At 74.0% G+C, this 24,153-nt stretch carries 20 protein-coding genes; 5 read left to right on the top strand and 15 right to left on the bottom strand.

The genetic code is table 11. The features are described from left to right. Positions 1-17: 17 nt before the first annotated feature. The 11 genes from ACIBSW_RS27225 to ACIBSW_RS27175 all read right to left on the bottom strand — a co-directional run bounded on the left by ACIBSW_RS27225 (position 18) and on the right by ACIBSW_RS27175 (position 12,738). On the bottom strand, positions 18-2,171 hold the full coding sequence (locus ACIBSW_RS27225) for a DEAD/DEAH box helicase (protein ID WP_354719971.1): 2,154 nt from the start codon (positions 2,169-2,171) through the stop codon (positions 18-20). A 58-nt stretch (positions 2,172-2,229) separates the two neighbouring features. Beyond that, on the bottom strand, positions 2,230-2,955 hold the full coding sequence (locus tag ACIBSW_RS27220) for an SDR family oxidoreductase (RefSeq protein WP_354719893.1): 726 nt from the start codon (positions 2,953-2,955) through the stop codon (positions 2,230-2,232). A 36-nt stretch (positions 2,956-2,991) separates the two neighbouring features. Then, complete coding sequence (locus ACIBSW_RS27215; protein WP_354719892.1) at positions 2,992-4,701, bottom strand: protein kinase domain-containing protein; 1,710 nt, start codon at positions 4,699-4,701, stop codon at positions 2,992-2,994. A 100-nt stretch (positions 4,702-4,801) separates the two neighbouring features. Further along, on the bottom strand, positions 4,802-6,313 hold the full coding sequence (locus tag ACIBSW_RS27210) for a fused MFS/spermidine synthase (protein ID WP_354719890.1): 1,512 nt from the start codon (positions 6,311-6,313) through the stop codon (positions 4,802-4,804). Positions 6,314-6,340: 27 nt separating this feature from the next. Continuing rightward, positions 6,341-7,351 (bottom strand): hypothetical protein, encoded by a 1,011-nt coding sequence (locus ACIBSW_RS27205; protein ID WP_354719888.1) that lies wholly within the window; start codon positions 7,349-7,351, stop codon positions 6,341-6,343. A 64-nt stretch (positions 7,352-7,415) separates the two neighbouring features. Further along, positions 7,416-8,189 (bottom strand): SDR family oxidoreductase, encoded by a 774-nt coding sequence (locus ACIBSW_RS27200; protein ID WP_354719887.1) that lies wholly within the window; start codon positions 8,187-8,189, stop codon positions 7,416-7,418. Between the two features lie 4 nt (positions 8,190-8,193). Next, complete coding sequence (locus tag ACIBSW_RS27195; RefSeq protein WP_354719885.1) at positions 8,194-9,000, bottom strand: inositol monophosphatase family protein; 807 nt, start codon at positions 8,998-9,000, stop codon at positions 8,194-8,196. Next, positions 8,993-9,448: a response regulator gene (locus ACIBSW_RS27190; RefSeq protein ID WP_354719883.1), complete on the bottom strand. Its 456-nt coding sequence runs from the start codon at positions 9,446-9,448 to the stop codon at positions 8,993-8,995. Before ACIBSW_RS27190 ends, ACIBSW_RS27195 begins: the two co-directional genes overlap by 8 nt. Next, a complete protein-coding gene (locus ACIBSW_RS27185) occupies positions 9,445-11,049 on the bottom strand; it encodes an ATP-binding protein (protein ID WP_354719881.1) in 1,605 nt (534 codons plus the stop codon). Before ACIBSW_RS27185 ends, ACIBSW_RS27190 begins: the two co-directional genes overlap by 4 nt. Then, complete coding sequence (locus ACIBSW_RS27180) at positions 11,046-12,239, bottom strand: fused response regulator/phosphatase (RefSeq protein ID WP_354719879.1); 1,194 nt, start codon at positions 12,237-12,239, stop codon at positions 11,046-11,048. Before ACIBSW_RS27180 ends, ACIBSW_RS27185 begins: the two co-directional genes overlap by 4 nt. 151 nt (positions 12,240-12,390) lie before the next feature. Continuing rightward, a complete protein-coding gene (locus ACIBSW_RS27175) occupies positions 12,391-12,738 on the bottom strand; it encodes a hypothetical protein (RefSeq protein ID WP_354719877.1) in 348 nt (115 codons plus the stop codon). Between the two features lie 75 nt (positions 12,739-12,813). Between ACIBSW_RS27175 and ACIBSW_RS27170 the strand changes: the two genes are divergently transcribed. Further along, entirely contained in the window at positions 12,814-15,186 is a 2,373-nt protein-coding gene (locus ACIBSW_RS27170) for a M28 family peptidase (protein WP_354719875.1), read from the top strand. A 5-nt stretch (positions 15,187-15,191) separates the two neighbouring features. Here ACIBSW_RS27170 and ACIBSW_RS27165 read toward each other — a convergent pair whose 3' ends face one another. The 3 genes from ACIBSW_RS27165 to ACIBSW_RS27155 form a co-directional block, all read right to left on the bottom strand. Then, positions 15,192-15,476, bottom strand: coding sequence for a Smr/MutS family protein (locus ACIBSW_RS27165; protein WP_354719874.1), 285 nt, complete (start codon positions 15,474-15,476; stop codon positions 15,192-15,194). A 10-nt stretch (positions 15,477-15,486) separates the two neighbouring features. After that, positions 15,487-15,858 (bottom strand): tetratricopeptide repeat protein, encoded by a 372-nt coding sequence (locus tag ACIBSW_RS27160; protein ID WP_354719872.1) that lies wholly within the window; start codon positions 15,856-15,858, stop codon positions 15,487-15,489. A gap of 124 nt (positions 15,859-15,982) precedes the next feature. After that, complete coding sequence (locus ACIBSW_RS27155) at positions 15,983-17,590, bottom strand: hypothetical protein (RefSeq protein ID WP_354719870.1); 1,608 nt, start codon at positions 17,588-17,590, stop codon at positions 15,983-15,985. A gap of 193 nt (positions 17,591-17,783) precedes the next feature. Between ACIBSW_RS27155 and ACIBSW_RS27150 the strand changes: the two genes are divergently transcribed. Both ACIBSW_RS27150 and ACIBSW_RS27145 read left to right on the top strand, forming a co-directional pair. Then, the gene (locus ACIBSW_RS27150) at positions 17,784-18,521 is read left to right on the top strand and encodes a response regulator transcription factor (RefSeq protein ID WP_354719868.1); all 738 of its coding nucleotides are present in this window, start codon (positions 17,784-17,786) and stop codon (positions 18,519-18,521) included. Beyond that, on the top strand, positions 18,499-20,076 hold the full coding sequence (locus ACIBSW_RS27145; RefSeq protein WP_354719866.1) for a HAMP domain-containing sensor histidine kinase: 1,578 nt from the start codon (positions 18,499-18,501) through the stop codon (positions 20,074-20,076). The genes ACIBSW_RS27150 and ACIBSW_RS27145 overlap by 23 nt, the downstream gene beginning before the upstream one ends. Positions 20,077-20,078: 2 nt before the next feature. On the opposite strand, the gene ACIBSW_RS27140 is transcribed toward ACIBSW_RS27145, so the two are convergent. Beyond that, complete coding sequence (locus ACIBSW_RS27140; RefSeq protein ID WP_354719864.1) at positions 20,079-20,483, bottom strand: hypothetical protein; 405 nt, start codon at positions 20,481-20,483, stop codon at positions 20,079-20,081. A gap of 274 nt (positions 20,484-20,757) precedes the next feature. Here ACIBSW_RS27140 and ACIBSW_RS27135 point away from each other — a divergent pair, with 274 nt between their 5' ends. Together ACIBSW_RS27135 and ACIBSW_RS27130 are read left to right on the top strand one after the other, a co-directional pair. Beyond that, entirely contained in the window at positions 20,758-21,819 is a 1,062-nt protein-coding gene (locus ACIBSW_RS27135) for a 3-deoxy-7-phosphoheptulonate synthase (protein ID WP_354719862.1), read from the top strand. Positions 21,820-21,919: 100 nt separating this feature from the next. Continuing rightward, positions 21,920-24,070, top strand: a complete 2,151-nt coding sequence (locus ACIBSW_RS27130) for a glycosyltransferase family 39 protein (RefSeq protein ID WP_354719860.1) — start codon at positions 21,920-21,922, stop codon at positions 24,068-24,070. Positions 24,071-24,153: the final 83 nt, after the last annotated feature.

The following is a 24,153-nucleotide window of genomic DNA, read 5'->3' as shown; positions in this document are numbered from 1 at the left end:
GGTTGAGTGATAGCCACTCAGCCGGCGACGGCCAGGGCGAAGGGCAGGACGCTATCGGCGCCGGCCCGGCGTAGCGCCCGGCCGGCCAGGACCATCGTCCAGCCCGAGTCGCAGAGGTCGTCGACCAGCAGGACCGGGCCGCCGAGGCCCGCGAGCGACCCGGCCACCTCCGGCGGGACCGTGAACGCGTCGTGCAGGGCCAGGACCCGCTGGGCGCTGTTGCCGCGGTGGCCGGCGTCGCCCGCGTGCGAGGAGGTCAGCGTCCCCAGCATCGGCAGCCGGCCCACCGCCGCGATGCGCTCCGCGATGCTCGCCACCAGCACCGGGCGCCGGTTCGAGCCGACGGACACCACCGCCGCCGGGCGCTGCTCCCAGCCGTCGTCGCCGTGCGCCCAGGCCTTCAGCACCTCGACCACCGCGGCCGCCAGGTCGTCCGGGAGCGGGCCGTCCGGCGCGTCCGGCCCGACCAGGCCGCGGAGCCGGCCGCCCCAGCCGAGGTCGGACAGCCGGCCGACCGCACGGCCCGGGCGGATCTGCTCGGCCGGGCCGATCTTGCCCTTCACCGGTACGCCGACCGCGGCCAGGCCCGTCGGCCAGAGCTTCTTCGGTGCGATGTCCACGCCGGCGTGGCCCAGGAACGTCCTGGCCGCGGTCAGCGACGCCGGGGACACCTCCGCGTCGAACATCGGGTCGGCGCAGGTGTCGCAGCGGCCGCAGGGCCGGGCCTCCGGGTCGTCGAGGCAGCGGCGCAGGAACTCCATCCGGCAGCCGTCCGTCGCCGCGTACTCGATCATGGTTTGCTGCTCCGCGGTGCGGGCCTGCGCGACGCGGCGCAGTCGGGCCGTGTCGTAGGTCCACGGCTCGCCGGTGGCGACCCAGCCGCCGCGGGTGCGGCGAACCGCGCCGTCCACGTCGAGGACCTTCAGCATCAGCTCGAGGCGGGCCCGGCGCAGGTCCACAATGGGCTCCAGTGCCTGCGTGGACAGCGGGCGGTCGTGTGGCAGCGCCGCCAGCACCGAGCGGACCTGATCTTCCGGCGGGAAGGCCAGCGAGGCGAAGTAGCGCCAGATGGCGGCGTCCTCGGCGCCGGGCAGCAGCACGACCTCGGCGTGCTCGACGGCGCGGCCCGCGCGGCCGACCTGCTGGTAATACGCGATCGGGGACGGCGGCGCGCCGAGGTGCACGACGAAGCCCAGGTCCGGCTTGTCGAAGCCCATGCCGAGCGCGGACGTCGCCACCAGCGCCTTGATCTTGTTGTCCAGGAGGTCCTGCTCCGCGGCGCGGCGCGCGGAGTCCTCGACCTGGCCGGTGTAGGACGCGACCGGGAAGCCGCGCGAGCGCAGGAACTCCGCCGTCTCGGTCGCGGCGGCGACCGTCAGCGTGTAGATGATGCCGGAGCCCGGGAACCGCTCGAGGTGGTCGGCGAGCCAGGCCAGCCGGTGCGCGGGGTTGGGCAGGTCCAGCACGGCCAGGCGCAGTGAGTCGCGCTCGAGCGCGCCCCGCAGGACCAGCGCGTCGCCGAGCTGCTCGGCGACGTCGGCGGTGACCCGGGCGTTGGCCGTCGCCGTGGTCGCCAGCACCGGGGTGCGGGCCGGCAGCCCGGCCAGGAAGGTGCGCAGCCGCCGGTAGTCCGGGCGGAAGTCGTGGCCCCAGTCGGAGACGCAGTGCGCCTCGTCGACGACGAGCAGGCCCGTGCTGGCGGCGAGCCCGGGCAGCACGTTGTCGCGGAAGTCGGGGTTGTTGAGCCGCTCGGGGCTGATCAGCAGGACGTCGACCTCGCCGTTGCGGATCTCGGCGGTGATCTCACCCCACTCGTCGAGGTTGGCCGAGTTGATCGTGCGGGCCCGGATGCCCGCCCGGGCCGCCGCCTCGACCTGGTTGCGCATCAGCGCCAGCAGCGGCGAGACGATCACGGTCGGGCCGGCGGGCGGGTCACCGACCTCGGCGGTGACCCCGTCGCGCAGCAGGGCGGTGGCGACGAAGTAGACCGCCGACTTGCCCCAGCCGGTGCGCTGCACGCAGAGCACCCGCCGCCGGTCGACGACCAGGGCCTCGATGGCGCGCCACTGGTCCTCGCGCAGCACCGCGCCCGCGCCGGCGAGGCGGCGCAGCACCTCCTCGGCGCACTCGCGCACGCCCAGCCGCTCGACCTCGCTCACGTCCCGCCGCATATCCGCCACGCCAGCATGTCTACCAGCCCGCACCGACATGTACCGGTCGCACCGGACATCAGCGTCCCAGGACCGAGCCGCCATTCACGTTGATGATCTGGCCGGTCACGAAGCCGCCGCCGGGGCCGGCCAGCCAGCGGACCGCCTCGGCGATGTCGTCCGGCACCCCGGCCCGCTTCACCAGGGTCGCCGCGATCCGCTGCGCGTGACCCTCCTCGGTCATCCGGCCGTCGAAGAACTCGCTGTCCGTCACGTAGCCGGGCGAGATGACGTTGGCCGTGATGCCCTCGGGGCTCAGCCGGGTCGCCAGGTCGAGCACGTAGCCGTGCAGGGCCGCCTTCGCCGCCGAGTACGGCCCGCCTCCGCCGCGCTGCGCCGCGATCGAACTGGTCAGCACGATCCGCCCGCCCGGCCGCCGCAGCAGCGGCAGCAGCGCGTCCGTGAGCAGGACGGCGGTGATGACGTTCGAGTCGAAGTTCGCCCGCCAGCGCTCGGCCAGCCCCTGCGGCGTCGAGTCGTCGCCGCCGATGTACGCGCCGGCGTTGTTGATCAGGACGTCCACCGCGCGACCGGCGACCGCCTCCACCACGGCGTCGGCCTGCCCCGGGTCCGCGAGGTCGGCCCGGACCGCCGTCGCCTGCGGGCCGATCCACTTCACGGCGTCGGCCAGCACGTCCGGGCGCCGCCCGACGATGATGACGTCGTAGCCCTCACCCGCCAGCATCCCCGCCGTCGCCCGGCCGATTCCCGTGCCGCCCCCGCTGACCACCGCAAGCCTCGTCATGTCGCCGACTCTAGCCAGCGGACCGGGCGGCGCCGCTCAGATCGTCACGGAGAAGCCCGACTTCGGCTGGTCCTTCCGCGGCGCCGGGGTCTGCGCCGGCGCCGGGTCGCCGGCGGGCTTCTTCGGCGGCCGCGGCGAGGGCGTCGAAGAAGCCGGCTTCCGGGTCGAGGCCGGCGGCGCGGGACCGTTGTCCACCGTCTCGGGTGTCAGCACCGCGCCGAGCACCTCGGCCCGGCACTTGTGCCCGTTGAGCCGGAACGTCAGCGGCAGCGGGTTGCTGTCGGAGTAGCTGCCGCTCAGCACGATGGTGTCGGAGCGGCCGGGCCGCAGGTCCCGGCCGTCCCGGGCGTCCAGCATCAGCTTGCGGCCGCGCTGGCTGAGCCGCTTCGGCGAGTCGGTGAGCCGCTGCCCGCCCGCGAAGGCGAACTCCAGCCGCCACCCGGACAGCACGTGCGCGCCGGTGTTGATCACGGTGACCTGCGCGCCGAAGTCCGTGCCGGTGTCGCGCTGCACGCGGTAGCGGACCTTGCACCCGCTGCCGTGCGGCGCGACCGCGTTCGGCCCGGCGCCCGCCGCCGCGGCCTGCGCGGTGCCGACGTCGACCGGTTCGCGGCTGGACGACCAGGCCAGGCCGAGAGTCGCGGCCAGGACGACGGTGGCGACGCCGGCCTGCAGGCGATGCCGGCCGGCCAGGACGGCGTCGTCGAGCCGGCCCCCGCTGAACAGCTCCCGCAGGCCGCCCCGGAACAACCCGCCGGCGCTACGCGGCGCGGTGCGCGGCGGTGCGCCGGCGGCCCGGCGCGGCGCGGAACGCAGTCCCGGGCGCGGCGAGGGGCGCGGCACCGGGTGCGGCGACGGGCGCGGCGCGGCCTCGTTGGCCGGCACCGGCGGGATGATCGGCTGCAGCCCGACCAGAGCGCCCAGCGTCACGGCCATCTCGGCCGCGTCCGGGCGCTGCCCGGGGTCCTTGGCCAGGCAGCGCAGGCAGAGGTCCGCGACCTCCGGCGGCAGGCCGGGCAGCGACGGTACGGGCTCGGGATCCGCGAACAGGTGCGCCCGCAGCGCCTCGGTGGTGTTGCCGGCGGGCCACGGGAACCGTCCGGTGAGCGTGCGGTACAGCAGCAGGCCGAGGGCGTACACGTCGGTGGCGGGCGACACCGGGCTGCCGCTGAGCCGCTCGGGCGCGAGGTACGCGGGCGTGCCGAGCAGGCTGCCGTCCGCCGCGGCGTCCCGCTGCCCGATCAGCGCGGAGATGCCGAAGTCGACCACCTTGGCCCCGGTGCCGGTGAGCATGACGTTGGCCGGGGTCACGTCGCGGTGCACGACGCCCCGGGCGTGCGCGGCCGCCAGCGCCGACGCCACCTCGGCCACCATGATCACCGCGTCGCGCCACGGCAGCGAGTCCTGCCGGCGCAGCCGGGCGGAGACCGACTCGCCGTCGTTGAGCTCCATCACCACGTACGGGACGGTGAGGTTCTCGTCGAGCGGGGACTCGCCGAAGTCGAAGATCCCGGTGATGTGCGGGTGGCACAGCCGGGCCGCGGCCAGCGCCTCCTGGCGCAACCGGTCGCGGAACAGCGAATCGGTGGCGAGCTGCGGGGAGAGCACCTTGACCGCGACGGCCCGGCCGAGGACCTCGTCGTGCGCGCGCCACACGACGGACATCCCGCCGGTGCCGAGCCGCTCTATCAGCCGGTATCGATTGCCGACAAGGCCACCTCGTCTGCCGGTCGCCAGCCACCCCATGTGCCGATTGTTGCCCGCGCACCGCCCTCTCACCCGGGGTCCCGGAAAACACCTCCGGCCGTCACGGCGGTCTGACCGGCGCAACGCTCTTTGTCCGGAATCACCCCGCCAACAGCTGATCCACCGGCGCGTAGTCGTCGGTCAGCACCCGGGCGCCGCCGACGAAGTCGTCCAGCCGGGCGCCGTCGATCAGCTGCACCGGCTCGTCGACCAGATCGAGGCGCTCGCGGATCTCGGCCAGCCGCAGCGGCGACCGCGACGCCACGATCACGAAGTTCGACCCGGTCTCGCCGTCCAGGGCGGCCTGCGGCGCGACCAGCGCGACGTACGGAAAGACGGCCGCGACCGTGGCCACCTCGGCCCGGATGAAGCGGCCGGGCGGGTAGTCGATGACGTTCTGCGCGTAGACGCCGTCCGCGCGCAGCACCCGCGAGATGTCGGCGGCCATCTCCCGGGTGGCGAGGTGCCACGGAACCACCAGGTGCCCGAACGCGTCGCCGACCACCAGGTCGTACGCCCCGGCCGGCCGCCCGGCGAGCCCGACCCGCGCATCGCCGACCCGCACCCGCAGCCCCGGCCCGGTACGCAGGCCGAGCTCCCGCCGGTCGAGGTCGACCAGGCCGCCGTCGAGCTCGAGGACGAGCTGGTCGCTGCCGGGCCGGGTCTCGGCGACGTACCCCGGCACGGTGAACCCGCCACCGCCCAGGTGCAGGGCGTCGATCGGGGCGCCGCGCTCCTTGGCGACGTCGACCAGCGCGCCGAGCCACTGCACGTACGCGAACTCGAGGTACCGCGGATCGTTCAGGTCGACGTACGAGTGCCGCGCCGAGTTGAGGATCAGCGTCCGCCCGCCCGGCCGGCCCGGATCGGCGTCGACCCGCGCGCAGTGATAGGCGGTCTCGACGTCGCACGGCGTCGGCGCCGACGCGCCCAGCCCGGCGCCGAACAGCCCGATGGTGACCACCACGGCCCGGGTCCGCGGCTTGCCCGGCAGGCTCAGCCCGGGCGTGGTGCGGCGCAGCCACCAGCCGAGCCCGAAGCCGGCGACGGCCAGCACCCCGGCGAGGGTCAGCACGATCCAGCTGCTCGGCATCGCCGCGACCAGGACGAAGCCGGTGCCGAGGGTCGCGGTGATCGCGCCGAGCGTACCGAAGCTGGAGAGCCGGCCGACCACCTCGCCGGTCCGGCGCAGGTCGCCGAGCTGCAGCTTCACCGTCAGCGGCGTGATGGTGGAGAGCAGGAACGCGGGCAGGAAGACGGCCATGGCGGCCAGCAGCAGCACGGCCGGCGCCGCGCCGCCGCGCATGATCTCGCCGCCCCAGCGGACCAGCGGCAGGGTGCCCGCGGTGGTGATCGCGGCGAGGAGCAGCGCCGGGGCGAGCAGCACCCGGGGGTCGTGCCGGTCGGCGAGGCGACCGCCGAGCCACGTGCCGTACGCGATGGCGGCCAGCGAGATCCCGATGACCGAGCTGCTCACCTGCAGCGTCACGCCGACGTAGGGCCCGACCAGCCGCAGTGCGACGATCTCCAGGACCAGCACCGCGCCGCTGGCGAAGAACACCAGCCCGGTCGCGAGTCCGGACGGCAGCGCGCGCGGTGGGGAGGTCTCCATCGCGCGGATGCTACCGGCGTCAGCCTGTCAGATGACTGAAAGGTGCACGTGGTTGGTGTGCGTGGCTGACGGGCCGCCCGAGCCGCTGTATGCCCGCCAGCCCGTGCCCGGCGACCAGATCTGCCGGTACCAGATCACGTAGAGCACGCCCAGCCGCGACGCGTTCTTGACGAAGTAGGCGGCCAGGTTGTTGCCGTAGGTCCGGTCGCCGCCGGAGGCGTTGACGTTCTCGAAGCCGCCGGGCGCCGCGGAGAAGTCGCAGGCCCGCCCCTTGGGATGCTCGCCGGACGCGCGCTCGCTGAAGCACGAGGTGTACCGCTTGAAGTTGGCGGTCCTGGACTGCTGGTAGGAGTTGAGCAGCCGCGGCGTGATGCAGCCGGAGGTGGTCGGGTCGTTGATCGTGCAGGACTCCTTGGGCCAGGAGCCGTCGGAGTTGCGCGGCGCGGCCTTGGCCAGCGGCGAATTCGCGCTGATGAAGCCGCCGGCGACTGCGCCGCCGCCGACGCTGGCCAGCGCCTGCTCGGCCTGCTCCTTCTTCTTGGCCATGACCGTGACCTGCTTCTTCTGCTCCTTGATCTCCAGGTCCAGCGCGGTCTTCGCCTGCTCGGTCGTGGCGACCGCGTCCTGGAAGCCGGTCAGGGCCTTGCCGTCGACCTGTGCCATCTGGTCGAGGCGCATCGCGCGCTCCATGAACGCGTCCGGCGAGGCGCTGTTGAGCAGCAGCGTCATGGTGTTGAAGCGGCCCTGGCGGTAGGAGCGGTTGGCGATCTCCCCGACCCGGCCCTCGAGCTCCGCCGCCTTCAGCTTGGCCTGCTTGAGCGTCTCGTTGAGCTTGACCTGACGCTTCTTGGAGTTGTCGAGCTTGTTCTTGGCCTCGATGTGGCCCTTGGCCGCCGACTCGAGGGCCGCGCGGAGGGTCTTCGTCCCGCCCTCCTCGTCGGGGTCCGCATGCGCGGCCGGCGCGGCGACGACGAGCACGGCCACTGCGGCGAGCAGTGCCAGGACAGGCTGGAGCCGGCGCAGGAGAGTCGCCGCCACGGTCTACCTCCCAAGTCGTGAGCGCGGTGACTCTACCCCGCCTCGGGTGATATCTGCAGCTCGGTCAGGTCGCCGAATATCCACCGTCGACGAAGAGTGTTTGGCCGGTCACCGCAGCGCTAGCAGCACTCGCCAGATATACGGCACAACCGGCGAAATCGGCCGGAACGCCGTTTCGGCCGATCATCGTGCGGCGGGCGTGCGCGGCGACCTTCTCCGGGTCGGCGAAGACCGGCTCGGTCAGCGGGGTGTGCACGACCCCCGGCGCCACGGCGTTGCAGCAGACGCCGCGCGCCGACCACGCCTCCGCCTGCGACCGGGTCAGCGCCACCAGGCCCGCCTTGGCCACGCCGTACGCGCCGCTGTTGCCGTACGCGCGGAAGGCCTGCTGTGAGACGACGTTGATGATCCGGCCCCGGCCGCGCGCCGCCATCGCCGGCCCGAAGGCCTGCCCCAGCAGGAACGGCGCGGTCAGGTTGGCGGCGAGGGTGACGTCCCAGTCGTCGTCGGTCAGCTCGTCCAGCGGCGGCCGCCGGTTCACCGCCGCCGCGTTGACCAGCACGTCCGGGTCCCCGTACGGGGAGACGATCCGGCCGATCGCGGCGCTGAGCGCCGCGCGGTCGGCGAGGTCCGCGGCGACCGTGGCCACCCGCACGCCGTCGGCGGACAGCTCTGCGGCGGTCTCCGCCAGCGGCCCGGGCCGGCGCGCGACCAGGACGATCCGGGCGCCCGCCCGGCCGAGCGCGCCCGCCATCGCCCGGCCGATCCCGGAGCTGCCGCCGGTCACGACGGCGGTCAGGCCGGTCAGGCCGAAGAGCTCTTCGAGGTAGGCCGACATGGCGTCAGGCGAGGAGCGCGGTGTGCACGCTCGCCCAGATGTCCTCGTTCGCGGCGACCAGCAGGCCGCGCTCGGAGTCCGTCGGGCGGTAGGGCGAGCCGTCCAGGTGCAGCACCGTGCCGCCCGCCTCGGTGACGATCAGCGAGCCCGGCACGTGGTCCCAGGGCAGGATCCGCCAGAACGTCGCGAACTGCTGCTCGTCGGCGACGACCGCCACGTACTCGTACCCGGCGCAGTGCCGCCCTCGGGTCACCGTGCCGAGCGCGCCCATGCCCCGCTCCATGCGCGCCCGCACGTCGTCGGGGAAGTAGCTGCGGGAGACCGCGCCGCTCAGGGCGCTCGCGGGCGGGTCGTCGGTGCGGACCTTGACCCGCACGCCGTCGGTGTACGCACCGCTGCCGGCCTCGGCGACGGTCATCCGGTCGTCGACCACGTCGAGGATCCACCCGGCGGCCGGCTCGCCGTCGCGCAGCAGGGCGACCATCACGGCGAACGGCGTCCGGCCCGCGGCGAAGTTGTTGGTGCCGTCGACCGGGTCGACGATCCAGAGGGCGCCGTCGTCGGCGACCCGGCCCAGCACGCCGGGGTCGGCCGCGACGGCCTCCTCGCCGACGACCTGGGAGCCGGGCAGCAGCGCGGTCAGCCCGGCCGTGAGCGCCCGCTCGGCCTCCTGGTCGGCGACGGTGACCAGGTCGCCGGGTGACTTCTGCTGGATCTCGGCGTCGCTCAGATGCCGCCACCTGGGCAGCACCACGGTCTGCGCCACCTCGCGGATGAGCGAGGTGGCGCGGTCGATCAGGTCGTCACGCACGCGGCGGCAGCTTCACGACGGTGACGAAGAAGGCGTCGATCTGGCGGATCACCGAGATGAAGCGCTCGAAGTCGACCGGCTTGGTCACGTACGCGTTCGCGTGTAGTTGGTAGCTGCGCAGGATGTCCTCGTCCGCCGCCGACGTGGTCAGCACGACCACCGGGATGCGGCACAGCTCGTCGTCCTTCTTGATCTCCTCGAGCACCTCGCGGCCGTCGCGGCGCGGCAGGTTGAGGTCGAGCAGGATCAGGTCGGGGAGCACCGCGTTCTCATATGGAGCCTCGCGGCGCAGATAGGACAGCGCCGCCGCGCCGTCGGACACGACGGTGAGCCGGTTCCGGAGCTTGTGCTCCTCGAACGCCTCCTGCGTCATCAGCACGTCGCCCGGGTCGTCCTCGACGAGCAGCACCTCGATGGGCGTGCCGTCCTGCCGAATCGCAGCGGTCACGATGAGCCCCCTTTCGCAGCCTCCTGTGGCTCGCGCACCGGGACACCGGCCAGCAGGGGCAGAGTGAAGTAGATCGAGGCGCCCTCGGCGACGTCAAGATCGAGCCAGATCCGTCCACCATGGTATTCGACGATCTTCTTGACGATGGCCAGGCCGATGCCGGTGCCCTCGTAGGCGTCCCGGGCGTGCAGCCGCTGGAAGATCACGAAGACCTTGTCGGCGAACTCCGCCTCGATGCCGATGCCGTTGTCGCGGACGTTGATCCGCCACTCGTGCTCCTGGCGCTCCGCGGAGACGGTGACGACCGCCGGCACGCCGGGCCGGCGGAACTTCAGCGAGTTGCCGATCAGGTTGACGAAGAGCGTGGTGAGCAGCGGCTCCTCGCCCTCCACCGTCGGCAGGCCGGCCCATACGATCTCCGCATCTTTGCCGCCCCGGCCCTCCAGCTGCGACCTGACCTCGGTGAGCACCCGATCCAGGTCGACCTCCGTGAAGCCCGCGGCGAGCCGCCCGATCCGGGAGAACGCCAGCAGGTCGTTGATCAGGCGCTGCATCCGCTGCGCGCCGTCCACCGCGAAGCCGATGTACTGGTCGGCGCGCTCGTCGATCTTGCCCGCGTACCGGCGCTGCAGCAGCTGGCAGAAGCTGGCCACCTTGCGGAGCGGCTCCTGCAGGTCGTGCGAGGCGACGTAGGCGAACTGCTCGAGGTCGCGGTTGGAGCGGGTCAGCTCCTCCGCCTGAATCTTGAGCTGCTCGTTGACCCACTCGATCTGCTGGCGCGCCTCGCGCACCTCGGCCAGTTCGGCGGAGATCCGCCGGCGCATCCCGTCGACGTCGGCGGCGAGCGTGCGCAGCTCGGGCGAGCCCTCGCTGGTGATGGACCGGTCGTAGTCGCCGCGGGCGACCTCGCGTACCTGCTCGGCCAGGTCGGTGACCGGCCGGGTGACCAGCCGGTCGAGCAGCAGCAGCAGCGCGGCGCCGGCGAGGATCACCACCACCGCGGCGAAGACCTCGAGCGCGATGAGGATCGTGCCCGTGCGCTTGGCGGCGTCGGCGGCCTTGGTGCGGACCACATAGATCTCGTCCTGCAGGCCGTCGATCGAGCCCCGCAGCGCGTCGAACTCCGTCGTGCCGGCCGCCTCGACCAGCTCCTGCCCGGCCGCGGGCCCTCGCGTCCGCACGGCGGCGATCACCGGATCGGCGACCGCGAGCCGCCAGGCGTCGGCCCGCCGCGACACCTGCTCCGCCGCCGCGTCGACCCGGGCGTCGCCCTTTCCGTCCTGGTGGTTGAGCCGGCGGATCTGCTCCAGGAGCCGATTCTGCGTGGCCAGCCCCTCCAGGTACGGCTGGAGGTTGCGCTCGTCGCCGCTGATCGCGAAGCCGCGGACGCCGGTCTCCTGGTTGACGACCGCGGTGGTGATGCCCTCGCCCGCCACCCGCATCGGACCGGTCTTGTTGAGGATGACGTCCATCTGGTCGTTGCTGCTCGCCGCGGTGATCAGGGCGAAGACGCCGAGCACGGAGAGCATCAGGGCGACGGCGAGGCTGAGTGCCACGACCCGCCGGCGCAGGGTCCAGGTGCGCACGCTGAGCAGGTTCATCGACCGCCTCCACGAGAGATGAGCAGCATGGCGACGTCGTCGGCCAGCGGGCCGCCGTTGCCCTCCTCGGCCCGACCGACCAGCCAGGCCGGCAGGGCCGCGAGCGGCACGCCCTTCGCGGCCGGCCGGCCGAGCAGCTCGCAGAGGCCGTCCACGTCGAGGCGTTCGCCGCCGACGCCGGTGTGGCCCTCGATCAGCCCGTCGGTGTACATCAGCAGGGACCAGTCGCCGCCGGGGAACTGCACCTCGGTCGCGGGCGTCGGCGTCGGCCTGACACCCAGGACGATGCCACTGCGCGCGTCGACCGGTTCGGCCCGATCGCCGGTGAGCAGCACCGGGGGCGGGTGGCCGGCCAGGCGTACGGTGGCCCGGTTGCCGGCGAGGTCGATGACGGCCGACGCGACCGTCGCGAAGATCTCCCGGGCCCGGCGCTCGCTCATCAACACCTGCTCGAGGGCGCCGAGGATCTGATCCTCCGGTACGCCGCCGAGCACCAGCGCCCGCCAGGCCACCCGGAGCTCGACGCCCAGCGCCGCCTCGTCGACGCTGTGCCCGCAGACGTCGCCGACGATCACGTGCAGCCGGTCCTCGCCGACCTGCACCACGTCGAAGAAGTCGCCGCCGAGCAGCCCCATCGCCCGCCCGGAGCTGTAGAACGTGTGCACCGCGACCTCGGAGGTCTGCATCAGCGGCTGCGGCAACAGGCCGCGCTCGAGGCGCGCGGACTCGGCCTGGCGCAGCTCCACCTCGCGCAGCCGCTGCGCGTTCTCGTCAGCGCGCTTGCGCTCGACCGCGTAGCGCAGCGCCCGTACCAGCAGGACGCCGTCGACCTGACCCTTGACCAGGTAGTCCTGCGCGCCCTCGGCCACGGCCGCCACGCCGAGGTGCTCGTCGGAGCGCCCGGTGAGCACGCACACCGCGGCGCTGCCGGCCACCGAGAGCAGGCTGCGCAGCCCGTCGATGCCCTCGGCGTCGGGCAGGCCCAGGTCGAGCAGGACGCACTGCACGCCGCGCATCAGCGGCCGGGCCTCGCGCAGGCTGGTCGCCACCTGGAGGTCGAAGGACGCGCCGGCCTCGGCGAGCAGCTCACGGACCAGAAACGCGTCGCCCTCGTCGTCCTCGACGAGCAGGATGCGCAGCCGCTCCGGGGCGGCCAGCGTCGCCGGCGAGCCGACGGGGGAACGCTCCATCAGCACGCCACCCCGCACGGCAGGGCGCGCGCAACGACGGCGCCGGCGCGGCGGGGACGCTTGATGGCTCGACTCCTTCGGGCGGGACCCGCTGATAGTCCACCACAGGCTGCGGGTGCACAACACCGGCCGCCGGTGCCGGGCGGCGCGCTCATCCAGGCGGCCCGTACGTGGGGTCGGCGGCGACCCGCCGGGCGTGCTCGGCGATCACCTCGCCGAGGATGCCGTGCAGCCGGCCGCAGTCGCGGCAGTGCAGGTTCTCGTCGAGGCTCCGGCTGCCGCAGGAGATGCATTTGCCCCGGTCGGCGGGATCGCGGTACGCCTCCAGCGCCCGGCACATCGCCCGGACGACATGGTCGCTGACCTGGAACGTCGCCTCCCCCAGCGCGGTACGCAGGCCGATGACGGCCACCGGGCCGGACTCGGGCGCGGGGTCGTAGCAGGCAACGCGTTCGATGAACTCGGCGAACACGGCTGGGGGGTCGAGCGGGACGGTCACCGGACAAAGCTATGCCACCAGCTCCAAGGATCTTCGGGGTACCCGGTTCGGCACGCAGGCGCTTAGATGTCAGGCGTGGAAGAACCCCGGATCGTGGCCGCCGCGCGCGCCCTGGCGCGCCCCCCTCGGCGGGCGCTGACCGCCCTGGCCGCGCTCCTGGCGCTCGCGGTGGTCGCGGTGCTGGCGCTGCAGTCCGTGCGGCCGCCCGCGGCGCGCCCGGCCGGCGCGCCCGCCGCGGACTTCAGCGCGGGCCGGGCGTTCGAGCGGGTCCGGGCGATCGCCACCGGGCCGCACGTGGCCGGCAGCGCGGCCAACTCGGGGGTACGCGACCAGGTGCTCGCCGCGCTGCGCGCCGCCGGACTCGACCCCGAGGTGCAGGACACCACGTCGGTGCAGGGCGGCGAGCTGTCGTCGAGCGCGGGCGGCACGGGCCTGGCCCAGGTCCGCAACGTCGTGGCGCTGCTGCAGGGCACCGCGTCGACCGGGCGGATCTTCCTGGTCGCGCACTACGACTCGGCGCAGACCGGGCCGGGCGGCAACGACGACGCGGCCGGCACCGCGACCGTGCTGGAGGTGGCCCGCGCCCTGGCCGGCGGCCCACGCCTGCGCAACGACGTGGTGTTCGTGCTGACCGACGCCGAGGAGGCCTGCCTCTGCGGCGCGCAGGCCTTCGTCGAGCAGCATCCACTGGCCCAGGGCGGCGGCGTGGTGCTCAACCTGGAGGCCCGCGGCAGCGCCGGGCCGGCGATCATGTTCGAGACGGCGGCGGACAACGCGGGCCTGGTCGGCGCGTTCGCGAAGGCGCCGAAGCCGGTGGGTACCTCGTTCGCGGTCGAGATCTACCGGCGGCTGCCGAACGACACGGACTTCACGGCGTTCCGCGAGCGGGGCTTCACGGGACTGAACACCGCGTACATCGACGGCGCGGCCGTCTACCACGCGCCGACGGACACGCCGGAGGCGATGGACACCGACAGCCTGCAGCACCTCGGCGACAACACCCTGGCGCTGGCCCGCGACCTGGGCGGCCGCGACCTGGCCGGGCTCCGGTCCGGTGGGGACGCCACCTACTTCCCGGTGCCGGGCGGGCTCGCCGTCTACCCTGGCGCGCTGACCTGGCCGCTCGCCGCGCTCGCGCTGCTGGCCGTGCTCGCCCTGGCCTGGCTGGCCCGCCGCCGCGGCCTGGCCGGCCCCGGCCGGCTGGCGGCCGGCTTCGGGCTGGCCCTGGTGCCGATCATCGTGGTCCCGGTGCTGGCCCAGCTCCTCTGGGCGCTGCTCAAGGTCATCCGTCCGGGGTACGCCGAGCTGCCCATCGACCCGTACCGCCCGTTCTGGTACCGGCTGGCGATCCTGGCGCTGGCGGCCCTGGTCGTCTTCGCCTGGTACGCGCTGCTGCGCCGCCGGCTGGGCCCCGCGGCGCTGGCCATCGGCGGCCTGGGCTGGCTGGCGGTGCTCGGCCTGGCGCTGGCCGCGTTCGCACCCGGCGGGTCGTACCTGACCGCCCTGCCGGCGCTGGCGGGCGCGCTCGGCGGCATCGTCGCGCTGTACCTGCGCGGCTGGTGGCCGGTGGTGCCGCTGACGCTGGGCGCGGCGGTGTCGGTCGTCGTGCTGCTGCCGACGGTGATCATGTTCTTCCCGGCGCTCGGCCTGAACCTCGCGGCCTCCGGCGCGTTCATCGCGACCCTGCTGGGGCTCGCCCTACTGCCGGTCATCGACCTGCTGCACCCGGAGGCGGGCGGCCAACGTGGACTGGTCGCCGCCCGCGCCCGCCGGCTGGGCGCGCTGCCGGCGCTGGCCGCGGCGCTGGCCGTGCTGGCGTTCACCGCGACGGGCCTGGTCGTGGACCGCTTCGACGCGGCGCACCCCGCGCCCACGCACCTCATGTACGCCCTGGACACCGACACCAACGAGGCGCGCTGGCTGAGCGCCGAAACCTCGCCGCAGCAGTGGACCGCGCAGTACGTGTCGGGACCGGCAGAGGCCGTCACCGCGACCCTGCCGGCGTTCGGCGACGAGGAGTTGCTCGCCGGGCCGGCTCAGGCCGCGACGCTGCCCGCGCCGCTGCTGACGAAGGTGGCCGACGCGACGGCCGGCGACCTGCGCACGCTCCGGCTGCGGCTGGCACCGCAACGCCCGGTCCGGCTGGTCACCCTGCACGTCGGCGCCGAGGCGACGGTCACCGCGGCCACCGCCGGCGGCCGGCCCGTGCCGACGGACCGGACCGCGGGCGGCCCGTGGGGGTTCGGCCTGGTCTTCCACGCGCCGCCGGCGGACGGCGTGGAGATCACCATGACGGTACGCGGCACCGCGCCGCTGAAGATCCGCGTGATGGACGCCAGCGACGGCCTGTCCACCCTCCCGGGCTTCAAGCCCCGCCCGGCGGACGTGGGGATCACCGGCTCACACAGCTCCGAGATGCTGGCCGTGGCGCACACCTACACCCTCTGAGGCGTTCACCGGCCGCGGCGGCCGCGGCCCTGCGCCGGCTCGAACCGGAAGTGGATGAACAGCCGGCCCCAGTTGTCGCCGTCCTTCTCCACCCGGTGGTAAAGCTGCTTGATCTCCTTCTGGTCCAGGAAGCGGAGCACCTTCTTCTTGAGGGCTCCCGAACCCTTGCCCGGGATGATCTCGACCAGGGTCGCCTTCTTCGCGATGGCCTCGTCGATGATGCCGCGCAGCGCCCGGTCGATCTCGGTACCGCGGTTGAAGATGTCGTGGAGATCCAGCTTGAGCTTCACGTTCGCGATCCTATGCGCCGCCGTTCTTGCCCAGCCACGTCTCGGCCCGGCGCACCGCGTCGGTGTAGTCGTCGTGTTGTTTCATCGCGGCCGCCAGGCGCAGGTGCGGCAGGGCCTCGCGGAAACGGCCGGCCCGTTCCAGGGTCCGGCCGAGGACGTGGTGCGCGTAGTGATCGGACGGGTCGTGCTCGATCAGCGCCCGCAGCTGCGCCTCCGCCCTGGTCAGCTGGGCCGAGTTGAAGTAGGCGCGGGCCAGCAGCTGGCGGACCGCCGCGTTGCCGGGCTCGGCCTCGACTATCGGTTCCAGGAGGCGGGCCGCGCCGAGCGGGTCGCCGGACTCGAAGATGAAGGTGGCCCTGCGGTACTCCTCGAGAAGATCCACAAACCCGCTCCCCACGCTCAGCCGGCGACTTGACCAACGCTGGCACAACATCGGCCGTACGGCGAGTGTTCCGCTGGCTCAAGCTTCCCGACAATTCACCGTATTCCGCAAGGCTCGGGGCCTGCTACCTCCTCCGCACGAGGAGGGCCGCCAGGCCGCCGCCGAGCAGCATGGTGCCGAGGGCGAGGAGCGCGAGCGGGCTCAGGCCGGTCACCAGCTCTCCCGCGCCGTCGCCGGGCAACACCGTGACGGGCTCCCGGCGCGGCGGCGGCACCCTCGACGGCGAGGGCGCGGCCATGGCCGGGGCGCCGGTGACGAGGTTGCTGACCGTGAGGCCGTCCCGGGTGCGCACCAGCACCGCCACGTCGTACCGGCGGCCGTTCTCGAGGCCGACCAGCTCGCAGCCGTCGGCGGTGGCGACCGCCAGCGTGCACGTCGAGCGGTAGTCGGCCGTCGTCGCCCAGAAGTACAGGAACTCGCCGGACCCCAGGTCCGCGGGCGGGCGCCAGAAGACCCGCAGGCCGCCGTCGAGCGCGCGCACCCGCACGCCCGTCGCGGCCGCGGGCGGCCTCGGCAGACCCCGGACCCGCACCGGTACGGCGCGACCCGCCGCGACGGGCGTGCCGAGCCGGCCGTCGGCGCCGACGCCCCAGCAGTACGCGTACCCGCGGGTGTCGAAGGCGCAGGTGTGCTCGTCGCCGGCGTCGATGTCGCGCAGCGCGAGGCCGGCCCGCACGCCGACCGGTGCCGTACGCCGGGCCCCGCCGCCGTTGCCGAGCCGGCCGCCGGCGCCCGCGCCCCAGCAGGACGCCCGCCCGGCGCGGTCCAGCCCGCAGGCGTGCTCGCCGCCCGCCGCGATCTCGTCGAACTCGCCGGCGGCGCCGACGGCGACCGGCTCGAAGCTCGGCCGGTCCGGCCCGGCGCCGAGCGCCCGGCTGCCCCAGCAGAAGGCCCGCCCATCCGTGTCGACCGCACAGGTATGCGTGCCGCCGACCGCGATCTCACGGATCTTGCCGCGCAGGGCACCGCGCGCCGGGACGACCGCCGGCTCGTCGCGGTCGCCGCGCCCGGCGGGGCCCAGCTGCCCGTACGCGTCGGAGCCCCAGCAGTACGCGGCGCCGACCGCGGTCGTGGCGCAGGTGGTGTCCCGTCCGGCGGAGATGCCGACGACCGGGTCGCGCATCCCGGTCCGGGCGCTGACCCGCACCGGCAGGGCCGAGCCCGTCAGCCCCGGCGCGCCGAGCTGGCCGTGCGAGCCGTCGCCCCAGCACCAGGCCACGCCCTCGTCGTCGACGGCGCAGGAGTGCCGCGCGCCGGTGGCGATCTCCACCAGGTTCCGGCCGGCCAGGGCCGCGACCTTGACCGGCGCGTCCCGGTCGGCGTGCGCGCCGTCGCCGAGCTGCCCGGCGGAGCCGTCGCCCCAGCAGTGCGCGCCGCCGCGCAGGTCGATCGCGCAGGTGTGCGCCCGGCCCGCGTCGACCCCGACCGCGGCCGGGAGGGCCGGCACCGCCTGGCCGACCGCGTGCGCCTTCGGGCCGTCGCCGAGCTGCCCGGACGAGTCGTCGCCCCAGCAGTAGAGGCCGCCCAGGCTGGTGATCGCGCAGGAGTGCGCGCCGCCGGCGGCGATGGTCGCGTCGCGCAGCGTCGCGGTCCGGACCGTGTCGGCGCTGATGCCCGGTGGATACGGCGCCTCCGCGGCCGCCGACCCCGGCAGCAGGAACAGAGCAAGCACAGCGACCACAGCACCGACCCGGCGTGCTCGCACCCGTTCCTCCCTCAGCCGCCCGGCGCAACGCGGCACATTATGCGGAGTTTTAAGCTTTTAGTCCGATTCCGACACACCGGGACCACCCGTGCCGGAGACGCACAGGTGCTACACAGGAAGCGGAAAGGCGGCGCAAAGCGAGGCCCGCGACAGTGGGGGCATGACGATGGCGAACGCAGAGGCCGGTGCGGAGCTCCGGCGTCCGGACGGCGGGCCGGTCCGGGTCCTCGTGGTCGACGACGAGGCCACCCTGGCCGAGGTCCTCTCCATGGCCCTGCGGTACGAGGGCTGGGAGGTGCGCAGCGCCGGCGACGGGCAGAGCGCCGTCCGGACCGCCCGCGACTTCCGCCCCGACGCCGTCGTGCTCGACATGATGCTGCCCGACATCGACGGGCTCGAGGTGCTGCGCCGGCTGCGCGGCGAGGCGCCCGACGTGCCGGTGCTCTTCCTGACCGCGAAGGACTCCGTCGAGGACCGGATCATCGGCCTCACCGCCGGCGGCGACGACTACGTCACCAAGCCGTTCAGCCTGGAGGAGGTCGTGGCCCGGCTGCGCGGACTGATGCGCCGGTCGACCAACTCAGGGCTGCGGACCGACGCACAGCTCATCGTCGGCGACCTGAGCCTGGACGAGGACAGCCACGAGGTGCGCCGCGCCGGTGACCAGATCACCCTGACCGCGACGGAGTTCGAGTTGCTGCGGTACCTGATGCGCAATCCGCGCCGGGTGCTGAGCAAGAGCCAGATCCTGGACCGGGTGTGGAACTACGACTTCGGCGGCCAGGCGAACGTCGTGGAGCTGTACATCTCCTACCTGCGCAAGAAGGTCGACGCGGGCCGGACTCCCATGATCCACACGATGCGCGGAGCCGGCTATGTCCTCAAGCCCGCCGACTGAGACCCCGCGGCGCCCCGCCCGCTGGAGTCCCGCGGGGTGGCCGCTGCGCACCCGGCTGATCGCGATCATGGTCGGCCTGCTGTCGCTGCTCGGCCTGGTGGTCGGCGTCACCGCCGAGATCTATCTGCACAAGGTCCTCTACGAGCGCGTCGACGATCAGCTGTACGAGGCCGGCCGGCGCGCGCTCGGCGGGCCCGGGCGCGCGCCGGACGGTGGACGCCCGACCCGGTACCGGGCCAACCCCGTCCCGCCGCCGGGCGCGCAGTCCGGCCAGATCTTCGTCGGGCTGGTCCCGGCGGACGGCGGCGTACAGGTGGCCGGCGGCGGCATCGTGCAGTACCGGCAGACCGACACCGCGAGCGAGACCTCGCAGTGGCAGTTCAACGAGTTCGCCACGCTGCCGGCCGACGCCGTGAACGAGCTCGCGACGGTGCCCGTGGACGGCGACCCGGTCGACGTCGACCTCGGCGACCTCGGCGACTACCGGGCCATCGCCACGCTCCTCGAGGACGGCACCCGGGTGGTCACCGCCCTGCCGCTCGAGGAGACCCAGGCCACGCTGCTGAGCATCGCCGTCGTCACCGGGGCGACCGTGCTCGTCACGCTGCTCGTCGCCGGCTGGGCCGGAGCGGTGATCATCCGCCGCAACCTCAGGCCGCTGAGCCGGGTCGCGGCCACCGCGACCCGGGTCTCCGAGCTGGAGCTGGACCGGGGCGAGGTGAAGCTCGCGCCGCGGGTGCCGGCCGCGGACACCGACCCCCGCACCGAGGTCGGCCAGGTCGGCTCGGCGCTCAACCGGCTGCTCGACCACGTCGGCGACGCGCTGGAGGCCCGGCACGCCAGCGAGACGCAGGTACGCCAGTTCGTCGCCGACGCCAGCCACGAGCTGCGCACCCCGCTCGCGGCCATCCGCGGCTACGCCGAGCTGAGCCGCCGCAGCCGGCAGCCCGTACCGGATGAGATCGCGCACGTGCTGCGCCGCGTCGAGTCGCAGGCGACGCGCATGACCGCGCTGGTGGAGGACCTGCTGCTGCTCGCCCGCCTGGACGCCGGGCGGCCGCTGGCACACGAGCAGGTCGACCTGACGATGCTGGTGGTCGACGCGGTCAGTGACGCGCACGCGGCCGGACCCCGCCACGACTGGCGGCTCGACCTGCCGGAGGAGCCGGTGACGGTCACCGGCGACGGGCAGCGGCTGCAGCAGGTGCTGGGCAATCTGCTGGCCAACGCGCGGACACACACGCCGGAGGGCACCCGGGTGACGGTCGGCGTCAGCCGGGACGACCACGCCGCGCTGCTGACCGTCACGGACGAGGGCCCGGGCATCCCGGCGGACCTGCAGCCGCACATCTTCGAGCGGTTCGCGCGCGGCGACGGCTCGCGCTCCCGCGAGGCGGGCAGCACCGGCCTTGGGCTGTCGATCGTGCACGCGGTGGTGACGGCGCACGGCGGAACGGTGTCGGTGCACAGCGCGCCGGGCCGCACGGAGTTCACCGTCCGGCTGCCGACGACGACGGTTCCGCAGCTCCCGGAACACCAGTACGCCACGCCTTAGGGTCAGCGGTTCAGGCGCAGGCCGTCCATCAGCACGTCCCGGAGCTCGTTGAGCAGCGCGCCCGCCGCCTCGCCGTCGGTCACGTGCAGCTCGAGCGGCACCGACGCGCTGTCCCGGCCCACGATCACGTCCAGGGCGCACAGCGCGCGGCCCGCCAGCTCGCTCGTCACGTTCGGGCACGCCGCCGCCCGCAGCCGATCGTCGACCCAGGGACGGCCGGCCGCACCCGGCAGCCCCGCCGCGATCGCGGCGATGGCCGTCAGCGCCTGAGTCGGCGGGATCTCATCCAGTAGGACGGCCGGCGTCTCCCAGACCCGGAGCACGACCATCGCAACGGTCTGCCGGCGCTGTGCCGGCGGCAGCTCGGCCAGGCCGTCCAGGAGGTACGGCGCGCTCGCGTTATTCATGTGCTTAATGGCAGCACAGCAACTTGCAGGTGGACATACCCCGGCTGCGGGACACGCACCCGGCCCGATGGGCTAAGCTCTGCGCGTGTCCTTCTGGTATCAGTGGTTTACGAGGCCGGCTCCCGCCGGTGCCTCGGCCATGATCCCATGACCTGAGACACCCCCGTAGGGCCGGCCAAGGCAGCGACAATCGTCGCTGCCTTTCGTTTTATGCGAATGCCGGCACCACCCGGGCCGCCGGCCCCGGGTACCGGCGGAGGAGAAGAAACCAGCCGTGACCATCCCCGAGGTGCAGCGGGTCAGCGACCAGCGCATCGACACCATCGTGCCGCTGATGAGCCCCGCCCTGCTCCACCACGAGCTGCCGCTGACGCACGAGCTCTCCGCGACCGTGCTGGACAGCCGCCGGCAGGTGGAGGCCGTGCTCGACGGCCGAGATCCGCGCCTGCTCGTCGTCGTCGGCCCGTGTTCGGTGCACGACCCCGTCGCCGCCGCGGAGTACGCGGACCGGCTCAAGGACGAGGCCGCCCGACTCGCCGACGACCTGCTGATCGTGATGCGGGTCTACTTCGAGAAGCCGCGCTCCACGGTCGGCTGGAAGGGGCTCATCAACGACCCCGCCCTGGACGGCACCGGCGACGTCGGCCGGGGGCTGCGGGTGGCCCGGTCGCTGCTGGTCGAGGTGCTGGCCCGGGGCCTGCCGGTCGGCGTCGAGTTCCTCGACCCGATCACCCCGCAGTACATCGCGGACACCGTCGCCTGGGGCGCGATCGGCGCCCGCACCGTCGAGTCGCAGGTGCACCGCCAGCTCGCCTCCGGCCTGTCCATGCCGATCGGCATGAAGAACCGCCCCGACGGCAGCATCTCCACCGCCATCGACGCGATCAACGCCGCCGCCGTGCCGCACGTCTTCCCCGGCATCGACGTCTCCGGCACCCCGGCGATCATGCACACCACCGGCAACCCGGACTGCCACCTGGTGCTGCGCGGCGGCAAGGGCCCGAACTACAGCGCCGCCGACGTGAACGCCGCGCTCGCGCTGCTCAAGGCCGCCGGCCTGCCCGAGCGGGTCATCGTGGACTGTTCGCACGGCAACAGCGAGAAGGACCACCTGCGCCAGCCGATCGTCGCCGACGACGTCGCCGGCCAGCTCGAGGCCGGCCAGCGGGGCATCCGGGGCGTGATGCTGGAGAGCTTCCTCATCCCCGGCCGGCAGGACCTGGGCGGCGAGCTCGCGTACGGGCAGAGCGTCACCGACGCGTGCATGGGCTGGGAGCCGACCGTCGAGGTGCTCAACCGGCTCGCCACGGCCTCGGCGAAGCGCCGCGCCGCCTGAACGGAGTTCACAGGGGGCGCACAGGATCGGCATAAGGGTCCGACAGGCGGGCGGAAGACAGTGGCGTGGACAGCGCTTCCGCCTGCCCTAAGGATCCACGATGACCTCGACGTTGCCCGTACCGCCGATGGTGTCGCCGGTCGAACCGCCACCGACCGCGTCGCCGCCCGCGGACCCGCCCCGGTCCCGCTGGTCCGCGCTCACCCGCGGCAGCACCGACGACCCGCCGTGGGTGCGGCCCTCGCTGCTCGCCCTGCTGCTGCTCACCGGCGTCCTCTACGTCTGGGGGCTGGGCGCCTCCGGCTGGGGCAACGCGTTCTACTCGGCGGCCGTGCAGGCCGGGTCCGAGAGCTGGAAGGCGTTCTTCTACGGCTCGTCCGACGCGGCCAACTCGATCACCGTCGACAAGACACCCGCCTCGCTGTGGGTGATGGCGCTGTCGGCCCGGGTCTTCGGCGTGAACGCGTGGAGCATCCTCGTACCCCAGGCCCTGATGGGCGTCGCGACGACCGGCCTGCTCTTCGCCACGGTCCGCCGCTGGTACGGCCCGGCGGCCGGCATGATCGCGGGCGCGGTGTCCGCGCTCACCCCGGTCGCGGTGCTGATGTTCCGCTTCAACAACCCCGACGCGCTGCTGGTCCTGCTGATGGTCGCCGGCGCGTACGCGACGGTGCGGGCCGTCGAGCGCGGCTCGACGAGGTGGCTGGTGCTGGCCGGCACCCTGGTCGGCCTCGGCTTCCTCACCAAGATGCTGCAGGCGCTGCTGGTCGTGCCGGCGTACGCGCTCGCCTACCTGATCGCCGGGCCGCCGAGGCTGGGCCGGCGGATCGTGCAGCTGCTGCTCGCCGGCCTCGCGGTCGTGGTCTCCGCCGGCTGGTACATCGCGATCGTCGAGCTGGTGCCCGCCTCCATGCGGCCGTACATCGGCGGCTCGCAGAACAACAGCCTGCTCGAGCTGACGCTGGGCTACAACGGCCTGGGCCGGCTGAGCGGCAACGAGACCGGCAGCGTCGGCGGCGGGGGCGGCAACGCCGGCGGCGGCTGGGGTGAGACCGGCCTGCTGCGCATGTTCGACGGCTCGCAGGGCGGTCAGGTCTCCTGGCTGCTGCCGGCCGCGCTGATCCTGCTGGTTGCCGGGCTGGTCCTGACGGTGCGGGCCGCCCGGACCGACCGGCTGCGCGCCGGGCTGATCCTCTGGGGCACCTGGCTCGTCGGCACGGGCCTGGTCTTCAGCCTCATGCAGGGCATCTTCCACGCCTACTACACCGTGGCCCTGGCGCCGGCGATCGGCGCGGTGGTCGGCATGGGGTCGGCGCTGCTCTGGCGCCACCGGCGCAACGTGTTCGCCGCGTTGACCCTGGCGGCGACGATCGCGGTGAGCGCCTGGTGGTCGTACCACCTGCTGGCGCGCAGCGCCGACTTCCTGCCGTGGCTGCGCTGGGTGGTCCTGGCCGGCGGGGTCGCGGCGGCCCTCGGCGTGCTCGCCGCGCTGCGGCTGCCGGCCCGGGTGGCGGTGGCGACCGCGGGGCTGGCGCTGGCGGCGGTGCTCGCCGGGCCGGCGGCCTACGCGGTGCAGACGGCATCCGAGCCGCACACCGGCTCCATCCCGTCGGCCGGCCCGGCCGGGCAGGGCGGCTTCGGCGGCCGGGGCGGACCGGGCGGCGGCCCGGGCGGCGGCCCGGGCGGCGGCCCCGGCGGCGGTCGCGGCCAGCGCGGCGGTTTCCCGGGCGGCACGGGCACCTTCCCCGGCGGCAACCTTCCCGGCGGCGCCTTCCCCGGTGGCGGCCAGCAGAACGGCGGCACCGGCACGCCGCAGGGCGGCACACCTGGCGGCGGGATGCCGGGTGGCGGGATGCGCGGCGGCGGGGGCATGGGCGGCCTGCTCAACGCGGCCACCGTCAGCGACGAGATGAAGGCGCTGCTCGAGGCGGACGCCGACCGGTACACCTGGGTGGCCGCCGCGATCGGCTCGCAGAACGCGTCGGGATACCAGCTGGCTACCGGCGACCCCGTCATGGCGATCGGCGGCTTCAACGGCAGCGACCCGTCGCCGACGCTGGCCCAGTTCCAGCGGTACGTGGCCGAGGGAAGAATCCACTACTTCATCGGCGGCGGAGGCGGCTTCGGCGGCCGACCCGGCGGCTCGGGCGGCAGCAACTACAGCTCGCAGATCTCCGAGTGGGTGACCGCGAACTACACCGCGCAGACCGTGGGAGGCGTGACCGTCTACGACCTGACCGCCACCCGATGACGCACCGATCCGACCCGCCGCGGGCGGTCCCCGAACCCGGGGGCCGCCCGCGCGGCGTGTCCAAGACTCCAAACGGGACTCAC

Origin of the sequence: Actinoplanes sp. NPDC049668 (genome assembly GCF_044465445.1) — a bacterium.
Taxonomy (GTDB): Bacteria; Actinomycetota; Actinomycetes; order Mycobacteriales; family Micromonosporaceae; genus Actinoplanes.
Note: the sequence above shows the minus strand (reverse complement) of the source record. Positions and strands in the feature narration are given on the sequence as shown.